The organism is Aeromonas sp. 604176, assembly GCF_049170755.1.
GTDB classification, from domain to species: Bacteria; Pseudomonadota; Gammaproteobacteria; order Enterobacterales; family Aeromonadaceae; genus Aeromonas; species Aeromonas veronii_A.
This window is the reverse complement of the sequence record NZ_JAAKNE010000102.1, coordinates 1-15,978: the sequence shown is the minus strand read 5'-3', so window position 1 is coordinate 15,978 and position 15,978 is coordinate 1. Positions and strand designations below refer to the sequence as shown.

Below are 15,978 nucleotides of genomic sequence, written 5' to 3'. Positions count from 1 at the left end.
CACCCCACCATGGAGGACAAGCTGGCCGAAGCGCTGCTCTACCGCATCCTCTGCGGCAAGGGCAGTGGCGCCGCCCCGCTCAAGGTGAAGCAGGATCTCAAGCGCAAACTGGCGCGGGAGATTGAGCTCGACGAGAGCTGGTATGACACCGACTACCTCGCCGCCCAGCTCGCCCTGATGCTGAATGCGCTGCCAGCCGACATGGCCGCCGCCCTGCGCCAAGAGCTGAGCCCGGGCTTTGTGCCCAACCTGCTGCACACCCTCGGCTTTGTGCGCCAGTACCAGCTGCTGCAAAAAGAGAACGCCTCGCCGGAGAAGCTCGACAACGTCGAAATGCGCGCCGGTCTCAAGCACCCGCTGCTCGGCTGGCCGCTCTACCACAACTTCTAGGGCCGCTTTCGCCGCCCATCAGTCGCACCACAACGCCCGGCCAGCCGGGCGTTGTTCTATCCTCCCCTCCCCCTCTCGACAGCAAAGAGAGAACACGCGAAAGTCACCCCGGGGCTGTCCCTTCTCTTACCGATATTTATTCACTCAATGCCAGAAGATGAATAAACAACCTGCGATACAACGGCTTGGCGCCAGCTGCGTTTCGGGACAACAAAGCGCGACACAGATCCCGCCACAGCGCCATAATCGGCACCCAATAGCCGACTGGATCACATCAACCGTGCCGAAACCGCGTGGTAAGCCGAGCTAAAATCACGACTCAATCGCGCATAAAAAGGCGGAATAGATCAATAAAAAGCAATTAATCGCGCCGGATTAAATTTCAGGTATGGCTATTTGCACCGCTTGGCCGCTAAATGACAGACCGGCCTTCAGACCAGCATGGAAGCGCACAAGGCTAACCGGCAGCAGACCGGTACGCTCTCAGGACGAGTAATGACTTTCTTCTCTCACAGGAGACAGACCGTGAGCGCTTCGAATCAACACCCCACCATTCCCCCCGGCTCCGGGGCGCTGTTCTTTATCCAGACCTTCTCGACCCTGGGGTTTGCCGTGCTCTACTCCACGCTGGTGCTCTACGCCACCAAGCGGCTCGGCTTTAGCGAATCCCAGGCCAACGCCATGATGGGGGTCTTCGGGGCCTTCAACTATGGCCTGCACCTGTTTGGCGGTTATCTCGGCGGGCGCTACCTCAGCAACCGCAACCTGTTCGTGATGGGGATGGTGCTGCAGGTGATCGGCTGCTACTTCATCGCCGAGATGGGGATCACCGGCCTCTACTGGGGGCTCGCCATGTTCCTCACCGGCAGCGGCCTCAACGTCACCTGCCTCAACATGATGCTGACCCAGCGCTTCGCCCCGGATGATCACCGCCGCGAAAGTGCCTTCCTGTGGAACTACGCCGGGATGAATCTGGGCTTCTTTATCGGCTTCACGGTGGCGGGCTACTTCCAGCTCACCGAGGATTACCGCACCCTGTTCCTGTTTGCGACGCTGGGCAACATCATCGCCATCATCGCCACCTTCGCCTGCTGGCCGATTCTGGCGGATATCAGCACACCGCTGCGCCATATCAAGGGGAGCGGTTTCTACCGCCGCATGCTGGCCGGCCTCGCCATTCTGGCCATGCTGGTGCCCGCCCTGCGTCTGCTGCTGACCCACGCCAGTTTCAGCGGCAGCTTCGTGCTGATCCTGGGGGCCGTGGTGCTGGTACTGCTCTGCGTGATAACCGCCCGCCACCCGGACGCCGCCGAGCGCAGCCGCATGGTGGCCTATCTGATCCTCGCCCTCGGCTCCCTCATCTTCTGGTCGCTCTACCAGCTGGCGCCCATGGGGCTGATGCTCTTCTCCGAGCACAACATCAACCTCAACGTGTTCGGGCTGCGGGTCGCCCCCCAGTGGATCCAGAACATCAACACCATTGTCATCGTCATCGGTGGCCCCTTGATGGCGCTGCTGTTCAAGCGCCTGCGCGAACAGGGGTGGAATATCGACATCCCCTCCCAGTTTGCCGCCTCCCTGTTCTGCATGGGATTGGGGATGCTGGTGCTGCCGATCGGCATCCATCTGGCGGGGGCCGACGGGCTGGTCGCCTTCAAGTGGATCGCCATCAGCTATGTGCTGCAGAGCTTTGGCGAGCTGCTGATCTCCCCCATCGGCTACGCCATGATTGGCAAGCTGGCCCCCGCCAGCCTGCAAGGCTTGATGATGGGTTGCTGGATGATGGTGACTGGCGTCGCCTCTGTCCTGGCGGGCTATGTCTCCGGCGCCATGCCGCAGAATATCGGCAGCACCCCGGTCGCCACCAACCCGGGCTACAGCTCGGTGTTCAATATGCTGGGCTGGGGTTCGCTGGCGGGCGGCGTGGTGTTGCTCCTGCTGGTGCCCCGCCTGCGCCAGCTGATCGCCTCGAAAATTGCCCCGCAACCAGCGGCGACAGCCATTCCTGTCTAATCGGGTTCGGGCCAACCATTTCAGTGGTCCCTGCCAGCGCGAACGGTTAAATCAGCAACGCGGCTGATCATGCAAAGGGCCCCGCCATCATGGATGGCGGGGCCCTCGCTTTTGGTGGGATGTGTGGCTCTTTTCAGGTTGGCAACCTGGCACCTATTGCGGCGCTTGCCCTATTGTCAGCTTCCCCTCACCCTAACCCTCTCCCAAGGGGAGAGGGGATCAGCGCCTGCCAACCTGTAGCCCTAGCTGTCACTCCATTTAAAAATTACCGCAATCTGGGCTCCCTTCTCCCCTTGCGGGAGAAGGGGCGGGGATGAGGGGCCACAAAAATAGAATTACCGATCACGTTGAGACAATAGGTTTTCACGATAGTCCAATTACGCTTCGCTAATCAAGCCTACGATTCACAATATTATCCTCAGCTATGATGAGTTAATCCCAAAAAAGCTTCATAGTTGAAAAGCTTCTTAATACCTTCAATCTCTGCTCCTCATTAAGATTACAAACCCCATGCTGATAAAGATATTCTTTTTCCTTCTGATATTCATTGTCAGGATATATATTTAATCCAGTGTAATGCATATCTAGATCATCAGCATCATTAATTAAATCGATTGGTATTCTATAATTGACCTCAGCATCATTATTAAAATCGCTGTCTTTTTCTGTGCTATTTTTATCCAAAGGTCTCAACAATGTTATGGATGAAAGATATTCATGCCACTTCATATTTTGGGGATTAATCTTGGATAACATTTCTAGCTCTTCTTCTGTCTGAGCATTAACGACCCCCGGATAACAAGTTGACACATTGTCCATGAAGAAGCTCTTTGCCATAGATTGGGTTTGTATTAAATCTATATTTGCAGGCGCATTTTCTTTATCCACTGACTTATAAAGAGATTTAACCAACTCCTCTAGTTTATCTGTTGTAACAACAAGTGCATCAACAGACTTTGATGTATGAGTTATTTGTTTAGATATCTCTCTATTTTTTAGAAAATCAAAAAACATTGCCGCCCATTGTTTGCGCAAATGATTTTCTATGTCACTGGCTAATTCAAATGGCTCATAAGCATTATTCACTGATGCTTTACGAACATAGTTTATAAAGTTAAATATACTCAGCGCATCTTTTGACTGTTCTATGGCAGGAAATGTCATCTCTGTTATAAATGATTTATCTTTGTTCTCCTGGTATATATAATGGTTATCCAAAACGTTCCTTTTAATATAGGTAAATACAGGAATATTAGCCTTTACTGCTGCATCATATTCAGCATTGGTTATTGATTTAGACTTATCATAAACATATTTCCCGCCAAACCGACCACCTATTAACAAAAGAAACATTTGACAGTTCGAAACTTCATTAATGCAAGCTTCATGGGTATGCAAATCAGGATGATAAAAAACATCTCCATTTTCACTTAAAACAGGTTCAAATCCAAACCCCTTTATAAAAGTACATAATGAATCCCTTATTTGTTGTAAGTCGTAGCATGTTGAACTAACAAAAACTTTTGGTTTAGCCATGTCAAATCTCTATTTGTTCATGTCACATATCAGGAAATAAAAATAAAGTGGCTCTCGCCACTTTATTTCTTAATTAAGCCAAATTCTCCTCCGCGACCGGCTCGGCACCGGCGGCGGGTTCAATCTCGATGCGATCCACGCGCTGCAAACCGCGGGGCAGCTTGGCGCCGCGGCGGCCGCGCTCGCCACGGTAGTAGTCGAGATCCGAAGGTTTCAGGGTGAGCTTGCGCTTGCCGGCAAACAGGGTGACCGACTGGCCCTGCGGGATGACGGCGGCCATCACCACAAACTCCTCCCGCGCCTTCACGCGCGCCGACGGAATGCTGATGAGCTTGTTGCCCTTGCCCTTGCCGAGCACCGGCAGGGTGTTCATCGGGAACAGCAGCATCCGCCCTTCGTTGGAGATGGCCATGCAGAGATCGGTCTCCGGCGAGCCGATCTTCTGGGGTGCCATCACCTGACCCCCTTCCGGCACGGTGAGCAGCGCCTTGCCGTTCTTGTTCTTGCCTATGAGATCGTCATAGGTGCAGACAAAGCCGTAACCAGCATCGGAGCAGATGAGGTAGGGCTCACCCTCGTTGCCCATCACCAGATGACGTACCTCTTCACCGGCGCCCAGTGCAAAGCGGCCGGTGAGCGGTTCGCCCTGACTGCGCGCGGATGGCAAGGTGTGAGATTCGAGGGCGTAGGTTCTCCCCAACGTGGAGAGGAACACCGCCTGCTGGTTGCTGCGGCCAAAGGCGTGGGTGAGGTAGTTGTCCCCCGCCTTGTAGGAGAGCCCCTCGACATCCACGTCGTGACCCTTGGCGGCGCGCACCCACCCCTTGTCGGAGAGGATGACGGTGACCGGTTCGCTCGGCACCAGCTCTTTCTCGGTCAGCGCCACGGCGGTGGCACGCTCCACCAGCGGAGTGCGGCGATCGTCGCCGTACTTCTCGGCATCGGCCAGCAGCTCTTTCTTGAGCAGGGTGTTGAGACGACGCTCGGAGCCCAGGATCAGCTCCAGCTTGTCGCGCTCTTCGGCCAGTTCGTTCTGTTCGGCGCGCAGCTTGAACTCTTCGAGCTTGGCCAGATGGCGCAGTTTCAGCTCGAGGATCGCTTCGGCCTGGGTCTCGGTAATGTTGAAGCGCTCCACCATCACCTTGCCCGGCTCATCCTCGGTGCGGATGATCTCGATCACCTCGTCGATGTTGAGGTAGGCGATCAGCAAGCCTTCGAGGATATGCAGGCGAGCCAGCACCTTGTCGAGGCGGAATTGCAGGCGGCGACGCACCGTCTCGCGGCGGAACTGGATCCACTCGCTGAGGATGGTCTTGAGGCACTTCACCTGCGGCCGGTTGTCGAGGCCGAGGATGTTGAGGTTGACCCGGTAGTTCTTCTCCAGATCCGTGGTGGCGAACAGGTGGGCCATCAGCCCCTCTACATCCACCCGGTTGGAGCGCGGCACGATCACCAGACGGGTCGGGTTCTCGTGGTCAGATTCATCCCGCAGATCGGTCACCATCGGCAGCTTTTTCGCCACCATCTGGGCGGCGATCTGCTCCATGATCTTGGCGCCGGAGGCCTGATGGGGCAGCGCTGTGATGACGATGTCGCCATCCTCCTCGCTCCAGACCGCCCGCTGCTTGATGGAGCCCTTGCCGGTCTCGTAGATTTTGCGGATATCGTCGCGCGGGGTGATGATCTCGGCGTTGGTCGGGTAGTCCGGCCCCTGAATGTGCTGCATCAACACATCGAGCCCCGCATTGGGGTTGTCGAGCAGCTCGGCACAGGCGTAGGCCACTTCCCGCGCGTTGTGGGGCGGGATGTCGGTCGCCATGCCCACCGCGATACCGGTCACCCCGTTGAGCAGGATGTGCGGCAGACGGGCGGGCAGCACCACCGGCTCCTTCATGGTGCCGTCGAAGTTCGGCGTCCACTCCACCGTGCCTTGCCCCAGCTCGGAGAGCAGCAGCTCGGAGAAGCGCGACAGCCGCGCCTCGGTATAACGCATGGCAGCGAAGGATTTGGGATCATCCGGCGCACCCCAGTTACCCTGACCATCCACCAGCGGGTAGCGGTAGGAGAAGGGCTGGGCCATCAGCACCATGGCTTCATAACAGGCGCTGTCGCCGTGGGGGTGGTACTTACCCAGCACATCACCCACGGTACGGGCGGATTTCTTGTGCTTGGACAGCGCCGACAGACCCAGCTCGCTCATGGCGTAGATGATGCGCCGCTGCACCGGTTTGAGGCCATCGCCAATATGCGGCAAGGCCCGATCCATGATGACGTACATGGAGTAGTTCAAGTAAGCCTGTTCGGTAAAGGTGCGCATTGGCTGGCGCTCTACCCCGTCCAGACTGAGCTCGATAGCATCACTCATATGTTTTTCTCTTGCTATGGCGCGCCCCAGGAGGGCACGCCTGAAATGCGGGTCGGCAGGTGACCGACGGCTTAGATGATGGCGAGGTTACCCTTCTCTTCGAGCCATTCACGGCGATCACCCGCCCGCTTCTTGGCCAGCAGCATGTCCATCAGCTGCAGAGTCTCGTCAGCCGCATCCCCTTCACTCTCTCCTGCCGGCTCCATGGTGAGCTGCACCAGACGGCGAGTGTTGGGATCCATGGTGGTTTCCCGCAGCTGTTTCGGGTTCATTTCACCCAGACCCTTGAATCGGGTCACCATCACCTTGCCCTTCTTCTTCTCGGCTTCGACCCGCTGCAGCACACCGTTCTTCTCGTCCTCGTCGAGGGCGTAGTAGACCTCTTTACCGATATCGATCCGATAGAGGGGCGGCATGGCGACGTAAACGTGCCCCTTCTCCACCAGCGTGCGGAAGTGCTTCACAAACAGGGCGCAGAGCAGGGTGGCGATGTGCAGACCGTCCGAGTCAGCATCCGCGAGGATGCACACCTTGCCGTAGCGCAGGCCACTGAGATCCTCGGAGTCGGGGTCGAGCCCGATGGCGACCGAGATGTCGTGTACTTCCTGTGAGGCGAGCACCTGACCGGCTTCTACCTCCCAGGTGTTCAGGATCTTGCCGCGCAGCGGCATGATGGCTTGAAACTCGCGATCCCGCGCCTGCTTGGCACTGCCGCCTGCGGAGTCACCCTCCACCAGGAACAGTTCGCCCTGCATGGGGTCGGCGCAGTTACAGTCGGTCAGCTTGCCGGGCAGCGCCGGGCCCTGGGTAATCTTCTTGCGCACCACCGTCTTGGCGGCGCGCATCCGGCGCTGGGCGCTGCTGATACAGATCTCGGCGATCTGCTCCGCCAGCTCGGTGTTGCTGTTCAGATAGAGGCTGAAGGCATCCTTCACCACGCCGGAGACGAACGCCGAGCTCTGACGGGAGGAGAGGCGCTCCTTGGTCTGACCGGCAAACTGCGGATCCTGCATCTTGATGGAGAGGATGTAGGCGCAGCGATCCCAGATATCTTCCGGGGTCAGCTTGACCCCGCGCGGCAGCAGGTTGCGGAACTCGCAGAACTCGCGCATGGCGTCGAGCAGGCCCTGACGCAGGCCGTTGACGTGAGTACCGCCCTGCGCGGTGGGAATGAGGTTCACATAGGATTCGGCAAGGCATTCGCCCCCTTCCGGCAACCAGCAGAGCGCCCAGTCCACCGCCGACTGTTCGGAGCTGAACGAGCCGATAAAGGGCTGCTCCGGCAGGCAGGTGAACTGCTTGACCGCATCGACCAGATAATCCTTGAGGCCATCTTCGTAGCACCACTCCAGCTTGATGCCGGTGTTCTTGTCGAGGAACTTGATGGTGAGGCCGGGGCAGAGCACGGCCTTGGCTTTGAGCAGGTGCTCCAGCTTGGTGACCGAGAATTTGGGCGAATCGAAGTAGCTCGCCTGCGGCCAGAAGCGCACCCGAGTGCCGGTGTTGCGACGACCGCAGGTGCCTGTGATAGTCAGCTCCTGCACCTTCTCGCCACGCTCGAAGGCGATGTCGTAGACCTGACCGTCGCGACGCACCGTCACCTCGACCCGATCGGAGAGGGCGTTTACGACCGAAATACCCACCCCGTGCAAACCGCCGGAGAACTGGTAGTTCTTGTTGGAGAATTTGCCGCCCGCGTGCAGCTTGCAGAGGATCAGCTCCACCCCGCTGACCCCCTCTTCCGGGTGGATATCGACCGGCATGCCGCGGCCGTCGTCGATCACTTCGAGGGACTGGTCTTCATGCAGGATCACCTCCAGATTGCGGGCGTGACCTGCCAGCGCTTCATCGACGCTGTTGTCGATGACCTCCTGGCCGAGGTGGTTGGGCCGGGTGGTGTCGGTATACATGCCGGGGCGGCGACGCACCGGCTCAAGGCCATTGAGGACCTCAATGGCATCCGCATTGTATTGAGTAGACATGGAGGGCCTTGCGAATTGACGTTTGGAGGGAATCTTAACTGCTAGGCGGGGGTAGAACAAACTCCCCGCACCGAAAGCTTGATCTGGAGAAGAACAAGCAGGGCGAGACCGCCCTTATTGACTCAAACCTGACTATAACCCGAGGAAACGGATGATCTGGGCGGGGTAGCGCTCGAACGCAACAAAGGCATGGTTGCCACCGCACTCCAGCGAGAGGCGGGCAAAGCGGTATTCATCCAGCGCCTTGCGATAGTCGAGCACCTCATCCCCCTGCTGTTGCAGGATCCAGAGCCGCTCCGGCGCCGTCACCGGTACCGCCAGTGCCCGCAGCTCATCCATATGTTCAGGCCGCAGTTCGTACTGCTCCCCGGTATAGGGATTGGTCTGGGGGCCGAGGTAGTCACAGAGCAGCTCGTGGGGGCGCACCGCCGGATTGATCAGCGCCGCGCGGCAGCCGTACTGCTCGCTCACTCGGGTCGCCATAAAGCCGCCGAGGGAGCTGCCCACGGCGCCGAGCTTGTATTCACTACCATAACGACGCTGCAGATCGGCAATGGTCTGCTCGATGGCCGCCCAGGCCGCCGCTGGCGTATTGGGCTGGGCCGGAATGATCACTTCGATGTCGGGCCGGTTGGCGGCCACCCAGGCAGCCATCTGCTGCGCCTTGGCGGAGCCCGGTGAGGAGTTGAAACCGTGCAGATAAAGGAGAACCGACTTCATGGGATGCTCTCCTCAATAACCGGTGGCGTTGGGGTCGGGCACAAACTGCCCCACCGGCAGGCGCCACACCTCGCTGGCCACCCGCCCATCCGGATAGAGGGTGAGATAGCGCCAGCCCGGGCCGGACTCGTCCAGCGCGAAGCCATCAGAGAGCGGTTTGAACTGAATGCAGGTGGAGGGGCTGGCAATCAGCCGCACCCCGCGGTGCACCTCGTCAAACTCCTGATGAACGTGACCGAACAGGATGGTCTTCTGCTGTGGATGACGGGCCAGTACGGCAAACAGATCATCAGCATTCTTGAGATTGTGCTGATCCAGCCAGGCGCAACCCACCGGCACAGCCTGATGGTGCAGGGTGATAAGAGCGTGGCGATCAGGATATTGGCGCAGGGCGCGGTCGAGGGCGGCCAGCTGGTGATCACCGATCATGCCGTGAGGTTTGCCGCGCACCTGGGTATCGAGCAGGATCACCTGCCAGTGGTCGCCAACCAACTGTTTGGATTCACTGATCCCGGCGGCATGGAGATATTCGGTCATCAGCGGGCTGTCATCGTGATTGCCGGGCAGCCAGTAGATGGGGCGGCCCAGGGGCGCCATCATCGAGGCGAAACGCTGATAGGATTCCGGACTGTGATCCTGCGACAGATCGCCGGTCGCCAGAATCACCTCGTAGGGGTGTTCATTGGCCTGCACCTGTTCCAGCACGGCGGCCAGACTCTCTGCGGTGCGCACAGCCAACAGCCGCCCTTCGGCACTCGCGAAGAGGTGGGTGTCGGTAATTTGCAACAGGCGCACACTGCCGTCCTGCGCCTGGGGGAGCTCTGTTTCCAAAATCACGCTTCTTTTTATTTGTTCAACTGGAGATATTGATCGGGCTGGTACCATGTCTGAGACAAAATTTTAGCCATTCGGCCAGAAACAGATTTACCTGCTCCTTTTCGTCCCGCTGGTGCATCTTTTTATTGGGATAATCATAACGTGGTTGCAAACGGGAAATCTGTTGCGCTGCACACACTTCCGCCATCCTCACATCATGATACAAACGAATCTCTATCTGAGCTTGTAAATATTCGGGCAATTCGGGGTTGTGCTGGCTCAGGATCACCTGATTGGTGAAGCGACTCTCGCCAATGATGGTGAGCTGGAACTGCAGATCGTTGCCGACCCGATAGCGGCGCTCGGCTCCCACCTCCCCATCTGGCGGCAGCAGTTTCATTAATGCCATGTAGTTGACCTCGCAGGTACGCTGCAAGGACATCAGATCAGGCACATAGCGCCTGCTCTGTTGCAGGGTCAGCGCCACCTCAGCGATCCGCCAGCCAGCGGGCGCGCAGCTCGCCATGGTTGAGGGCTAACCACTGCAGGGCAATGACCGAGGCCGCATTGTCGATGCGCCCCTCTTTGAGCCAGGCATAGGCCTGTTCGCGGCTCACCACGTGCACCCGGATATCCTCACCTTCATCCGCCAGACCGTGCAGCCCCTCGGCCTTGCTGGCATCCACCTCGCCCACAAAGACCTCGATCCGCTCGGTGCTGCCGCCCGGGCTCACCAGATAGCTGATGGCATGCTCGCAGCGGGCCACCTCGATCCCGGCCTCTTCCACCGCTTCGCGGCGCACCACCGCCTCGGCGGTTTCCCCTTCGTCGATGATGCCGGCCACCAGCTCCAGCAACCAGGGGGTCGGGCTGGTCTCCATGGCGCCGATACGGAACTGCTCCACCAACACGATCTGGTCGCGCACCGGATCATAGGGCAGCAGCGCGGCAGCATGGCCCCGCTCGAACAGCTCGCGCACGATGGGCTGATTCCAGCCGCCAGCAAATAACCGATGCTGCAGACGATAGACATTCACCTTGAAGAAGCCGTTATATCCAGCTGATTTTTCAATGATTTTCACATCATCGGCGGCGTAATGCCGATCTTGCGGCAAGGGTTGCTGCGACATCCGGGGCTCCCGTCAGCTTGACTTGTATCAGTTTGACCATAAAATCCGAGGAACATGAATGAACGTTCATTCACTCGGCGTGCCATGGTAATGAGGGGTGGATTTTAGCAGCCACAGACCATTTGGCTAGGCGCGCGGGGAGAAAACTGCGTCCGGTTCTTGACGTTCCCGTCACCGGACCTGAGACTCTTAGCATTAAATTTTGCTTATAGTAGAGTGATTAAGCTGCAATCAAGCTTGGTCGGTGACAATATTTGCCTCTCCAGCAACCAGTTTGGGTTACTACATAAGGTTAAAACGATCTATGAAAAGAACACTTTTGTCAGTCATGGTGTTGCTGGGCGTCAGTGCCGGTGCCCATGCCGAAAACCTGCTCGACATCTACCAGCAAGCCCAGATCAAAGACCCGCAGTTGCTGCAGTCCAAAGCCGTTCGCGACCAGGCCTTCGAGAAGATCAACGAATCCCGTGCCCCTCTGCTGCCCCAGATCGATCTGGGTGCCGGGCTCAATTATCTGCAAAACAAGAACGATACCCAGAGCAATACCAACGCCAAGGGCGAGGTGACGCTGTCGCAATCCCTCTATCGTCGCAGTAACTGGGTCAATCTGGATATCAGCGAGAAGCAGGCCACCCAGTCAGATGTCGCCTACAACCTCGAAGTCCAGAACCTGATGGTGCGCAGCGCCACCGCCTATTTCAACGTGCTCAAGGCGATGGATACCCTGGAGTTCGTCCGCGCCAACAAGGTTGCCGTGGAGCGTCAGCTGGAACAAACCCAGCAGCGTTTTGAGGTTGGTCTGACCGCCATCACCGACGTTCATGAAGCCGAGGCTTCCCGCGACCAGGCGCTGGCTGACGAGATCAATGCCGAGAACACTCTGGACAACAGCTACGAAGCCTTGCGCGAGCTGACCGGTGTCGATCACCGCAATCTGGACATCCTCAACACCGAGCGTTTCAGCCCGCAGAAGACCGCCTTCGGTTCTGACAAGTGGCTGGAGCTGGCGCTGGACAAGAACCTGCAACTGCACAATGCCCGCATCGCCAAGGATATCGCCAAGGAGCAGATCGATCTGGCCAAGACCGGCCACGAACCGACTCTGGATCTGGGCGCCGGCCTGCAAACCAGCAATACCGATTACAAGCTGGATAGCATCCAAGGCGGTGGCAATGACAATCAGGCCAATATCGGTCTGACCTTCAAGCTGCCGCTCTACAGCGGTGGCGCCACCACTTCCAAGGTGAAGCAGGCCCAGTTCAACTACGTCGCAGCCAGCGAGCTGCTGGAGAAGAACTTCCGCTCGGTACAGAGCACTGTGCGCTCCTCCTATAACAACGTGAACGCCAGCATCGGCTCGGTACGCGCCTACAGCCAGTCCGTAGTCTCCGCCGACAGCGCCCTTAAGGCGACCGAGGCCGGTTACGAGGTGGGTACCCGCACCATCGTCGACGTGCTGGACTCCACCCGCAAGCTGTACGAAGCGAAGCAGAAGCTCTCCGAGGCCCGTTACAACTACATCCTCAACATCCTGAGCCTGAAGCAGGCTGCCGGTGTCCTGGAAGCGCAGGATCTGGTGGAAGTAAACCAGGGTCTGATGCCGGCTACCGCAAAAGCCAAGACCAAAGCCTGATAGCCGTTATCGGGAATGAAAAAGGCGACCGCAAGGTCGCCTTTTTGTTATCCGTGTTTCTGTCGGCTTGCTCCCGCCGATAGTGAGCCCCGCCAGATGACGAGGCCAGCAGCGCGTTACCCGCGCTCGCGGATAGTCTTGATGATGTCAGTGGTGGAGCAGCCATCTTCAAAGTTGAGCACGCGCACTTCGCCGCCATTGGCGGTCACTTCGGCGTAACCGGCAATATCTTCCGGCTTGTAGTCGCCGCCCTTGACCAGCAGATCCGGCAGGATCTCGGCGATCAGGCGCTGCGGGGTATCTTCACCGAACGGCACTACCCAGTCCACGGCGCCCAGTGCGGCCAGTACGGCCATGCGACGCTCGGTCGGGTTGACCGGACGACCCGGCCCTTTCAGACGGCGAACCGACTCGTCGGTGTTGACCGCCACGATCAGACGATCCCCCAGCTTGCCGGCGTTGGCCAGATAGGAGACATGGCCGGCGTGCAGGATGTCGAAACAGCCGTTGGTCATCACTACCTTCTCGCCGCGCAGACGGGCGGCACGAACTGCCACTTTCAGCTGGGCTTCCGACATGACGCCAAAACCGGTCTCCTGCTCGGTGTAGAGGGCGTTGGCCAGCTCGACCGGACTGACTGTAGAGGTACCCAGCTTGCCGACCACGATACCGGCGGCGGTATTGGCCAGCGCACAGGCTTCGTCCAGGCTCTTGCCAGCGGCCAGCGAGGTGGCCAAGGTGGAGATGACGGTATCACCGGCACCGGTCACATCGTAAACCTCGTGGGCCTGAGCCGGCAGATGCAGCTCCGGCTGGCCTTCGCGGATCAGGGTCATACCGTTCTCGGAACGGGTGACCAGCAGGGCATCCAGCTCGAAACGCTTGACCAGATCCAGCCCCTTGGCGACCAGCTCCTCTTCGCTCTTCACCTTGCCCACTACAGCCTCGAACTCGGACATGTTGGGGGTCAGCAGGGTGGCGCCGCGGTACTTCTCGAAGTCGGTCCCCTTGGGATCGACCAGCACCGGAATGCCGGCGGCGCGGGCACGCTTGATCATGCCGGGTACGTCGTTGAGGGCACCCTTGCCGTAGTCGGAGAGGATCATCACGTCGCTGTTTGGCAGCGCCTGCTCGACCTTGCTCACCAGCAGGGTGGAGTCGACAGCGTGGAACCCCTCTTCGAAATCGAGACGCAGCAGTTGCTGGTTGCGCGACAGCACGCGCAGCTTGGTAATGGTCGGGTAGTCGGCCAGACGAACGAAGTCACAGGCGACCTTGACGCCGGCCATTTGGCCAGCCAGGGCATCGGCAGCCTCATCCTGACCGGTCAGGCCAAGCAGCACGGCATGAGCGCCAAGGGCGGCGGAGTTGAGGGCCACGTTGGCGGCACCGCCCGGACGCTCCTCAATGTGTTCAACCTTGACCACGGGCACCGGTGCCTCGGGCGAGATCCGGCCGGTGGGGCCATGCCAATAACGGTCCAACATGACATCGCCAACGACCAGGACGCGGGCTTTTTCAAACTCGGGCAGGGTGATCTTCATCTGTATCGACTCTCAAAACCTGAAAAATCAGTCGCCGATTTTATCACACTCTTTTATTTGAGGGAGAAAAAGCAAACCTGTGGTTTCCATTAAGAACGCGGCAGGAAACCCATAGTTACCCTTCGCGCCACACGGACAAGACACAAGCAGCCCCTCTGACCAGCAGATAGCCATTCGCCCCCGCCCCCCCTTTTCGGCTAGAATCCCCCGATTGTTTTCGTAAGCAAAGAGATTCTCCATGGCCCATGACAACGCTCCCCGCCTCGAGCCCCGCCTGTTTCATCCCCGTTACTGGGCCAGCTGGTTTGGCCTCGGCCTGCTCTGGCTGCTGACTCTGCTGCCGTGGCGCAGCCAGATGTGGCTGGGTCGCCAGCTCGGTCATCTTGCCGCCAAAGTGCTCAAATCACGGGTGAAGATTGCCCGTCGCAATCTGGAGCTGGCGCTGCCGGAGCTGACACTGGCCGAGCGCGAGAAGCTGCTCAAGCAAAACTTCGAGAGCGTGGGCTGCGCCGTATTCGAGGTGGGTATCGCCTGGTTCTGGCCGGACTGGCGGATGCGCAACCTGATGAAGGTGGAAGGGGAAGAGCATGTCATTGCCGCCATGGAAAAAGGTCAGGGCATGCTGCTGCTCTCCTGCCACTTCCTGACGCTTGAACTCAACGCCCGCTGTTTCGGTCTGGTACGGCCAGGGGTCGGGGTCTATCGCCCCAACACCAACCCGGTGCTGGAGTATGCCCAGTATCACGGTCGCTGCGCCTCCAACAAATATCTGGTAGACCGGATGGACGTGAAGGGGATGATCAAGGCGCTGCGCAACGGTGACGCCCTCTGGTACGCGCCGGATCACGACTATGGCTCCCACGCCAGCGTGTTCGTGCCCTACTTCGCGGTGGAGCAGGCGGCCACCATCACCGGCACCGCCACTCTGGCGAGGGTGAAGAACACCGTCACCCTGCCCTGCTACAACATCCGCACCAGCGAGGGTTACACCCTGCATATCGGAGCGCCCCTCGCCGACTACCCGAGCGGTGATGACATGGTCGATGCGGCTCGCGCCAACCGCGAGATTGAAGCCGCGGTGCGCAAGGCGCCGGAGCAGTACATGTGGCTCCATCGCCGCTTCAAGACCCGCCCCTCCCCCGAGGATGCGGGGTTCTACTAAGCCGCAGCCCCCGACTGGGGCCAGATCGCCAAAACCGACAAACCGCCTGCTGGCGGTTTGTTTTTATCTGCTGTCAGCCCTGTGCGGCAAGCAAGATCTCCCTGCGTCCCATAACCTCCTGCACGACCTCCTGCAATCAGCCGATCATCTCCCTCAACCGGCCACAAAAGAGCCCTCATCACTGCCTGCAAAAACTGAAAGAGGGTTACAAAACTATTGATTCATTAGTGAGTAGAGAGAGATTTCGATAGATCCATCGTCATTACCCGCTGATGAGTTATTGAGTGATTTGCCCCATTCGAATACAAAAATTGAATTTGTGATGCAAATCACCTTTACGTGATGGCACAGCAAAGCTGATTTAGTGATGTGCATCACAAAAAAATGGTCATTAAAAACAGAAAAGATCGAAATGTAGCCGAATTACAGCGAACGAATGTGATCTTCATCACTGGTTGGATAGGGGGTATGACGGGGTATCTGAGAGATGGATCACAAGACACCCCGTTTTCAGCCTAATTTGATCGCAAGCTGGTAGATTGAAGTTGCTTAGACGACCGGGATGGAGGTTCGGCAAAACCGGCCATCCCGAACTACCACTTTTAATCAAACAGGCTTAAAACGGGGTCCCGACATGTTATCACCGGATACCAAAGTCAAGATACAGAATTTTGGACGCTTCCTGTC

General features: G+C 58.3%; 11 protein-coding genes and 1 pseudogene. 4 read left to right on the top strand and 8 right to left on the bottom strand.

Going from position 1 to position 15,978, the window contains the following annotated elements; all coding sequences use genetic code 11:
• Both G5358_RS16315 and G5358_RS16310 read left to right on the top strand, forming a co-directional pair.
• Positions 1 to 390 (top strand): annotated as a pseudogene (locus G5358_RS16315) (hypothetical protein); the annotation flags it as partial.
• A 525-nt stretch (positions 391 to 915) separates the two neighbouring features.
• Positions 916 to 2,403: a peptide MFS transporter gene (locus tag G5358_RS16310; RefSeq protein ID WP_421324482.1), complete on the top strand. Its 1,488-nt coding sequence runs from the start codon at positions 916 to 918 to the stop codon at positions 2,401 to 2,403.
• A 432-nt stretch (positions 2,404 to 2,835) separates the two neighbouring features.
• Here G5358_RS16310 and G5358_RS16305 read toward each other — a convergent pair whose 3' ends face one another.
• The 7 genes from G5358_RS16305 to nudF form a co-directional block, all read right to left on the bottom strand.
• Complete coding sequence (locus tag G5358_RS16305; protein ID WP_421324480.1) at positions 2,836 to 3,939, bottom strand: DUF4062 domain-containing protein; 1,104 nt, start codon at positions 3,937 to 3,939, stop codon at positions 2,836 to 2,838.
• Positions 3,940 to 4,012: 73 nt separating this feature from the next.
• Positions 4,013 to 6,304, bottom strand: a complete 2,292-nt coding sequence (gene parC / locus G5358_RS16300) for a DNA topoisomerase IV subunit A (RefSeq protein WP_421324478.1) — start codon at positions 6,302 to 6,304, stop codon at positions 4,013 to 4,015.
• Between the two features lie 71 nt (positions 6,305 to 6,375).
• Positions 6,376 to 8,286, bottom strand: a complete 1,911-nt coding sequence (gene parE / locus G5358_RS16295) for a DNA topoisomerase IV subunit B (protein WP_005363090.1) — start codon at positions 8,284 to 8,286, stop codon at positions 6,376 to 6,378.
• Positions 8,287 to 8,418: 132 nt separating this feature from the next.
• Positions 8,419 to 9,006, bottom strand: a complete 588-nt coding sequence (locus tag G5358_RS16290; protein ID WP_139741668.1) for a YqiA/YcfP family alpha/beta fold hydrolase — start codon at positions 9,004 to 9,006, stop codon at positions 8,419 to 8,421.
• Positions 9,007 to 9,018: 12 nt separating this feature from the next.
• Positions 9,019 to 9,837 carry a 3',5'-cyclic-AMP phosphodiesterase gene (cpdA, locus tag G5358_RS16285; protein WP_041202814.1) on the bottom strand — a complete coding sequence of 273 codons (819 nt, stop codon included), beginning with the start codon at positions 9,835 to 9,837 and terminating at the stop codon, positions 9,019 to 9,021.
• A gap of 22 nt (positions 9,838 to 9,859) precedes the next feature.
• A complete protein-coding gene (locus G5358_RS16280; RefSeq protein WP_196783449.1) occupies positions 9,860 to 10,348 on the bottom strand; it encodes a DUF1249 domain-containing protein in 489 nt (162 codons plus the stop codon).
• Complete coding sequence (nudF, locus tag G5358_RS16275) at positions 10,311 to 10,952, bottom strand: ADP-ribose diphosphatase (protein ID WP_005335901.1); 642 nt, start codon at positions 10,950 to 10,952, stop codon at positions 10,311 to 10,313. The genes G5358_RS16280 and nudF overlap by 38 nt, the downstream gene beginning before the upstream one ends.
• Before the next feature lie 304 nt (positions 10,953 to 11,256).
• Here nudF and tolC point away from each other — a divergent pair, with 304 nt between their 5' ends.
• Positions 11,257 to 12,585, top strand: coding sequence for an outer membrane channel protein TolC (tolC, locus tag G5358_RS16270; RefSeq protein WP_421324476.1), 1,329 nt, complete (start codon positions 11,257 to 11,259; stop codon positions 12,583 to 12,585).
• A 116-nt stretch (positions 12,586 to 12,701) separates the two neighbouring features.
• Here the strand turns inward: tolC and hldE are convergent, their stop codons facing one another.
• Complete coding sequence (gene hldE / locus G5358_RS16265; protein WP_421324475.1) at positions 12,702 to 14,129, bottom strand: bifunctional D-glycero-beta-D-manno-heptose-7-phosphate kinase/D-glycero-beta-D-manno-heptose 1-phosphate adenylyltransferase HldE; 1,428 nt, start codon at positions 14,127 to 14,129, stop codon at positions 12,702 to 12,704.
• A gap of 238 nt (positions 14,130 to 14,367) precedes the next feature.
• Between hldE and lpxL the strand changes: the two genes are divergently transcribed.
• A complete protein-coding gene (lpxL, locus tag G5358_RS16260) occupies positions 14,368 to 15,291 on the top strand; it encodes an LpxL/LpxP family Kdo(2)-lipid IV(A) lauroyl/palmitoleoyl acyltransferase (protein WP_139735514.1) in 924 nt (307 codons plus the stop codon).
• Positions 15,292 to 15,978 lie beyond the last annotated feature (687 nt).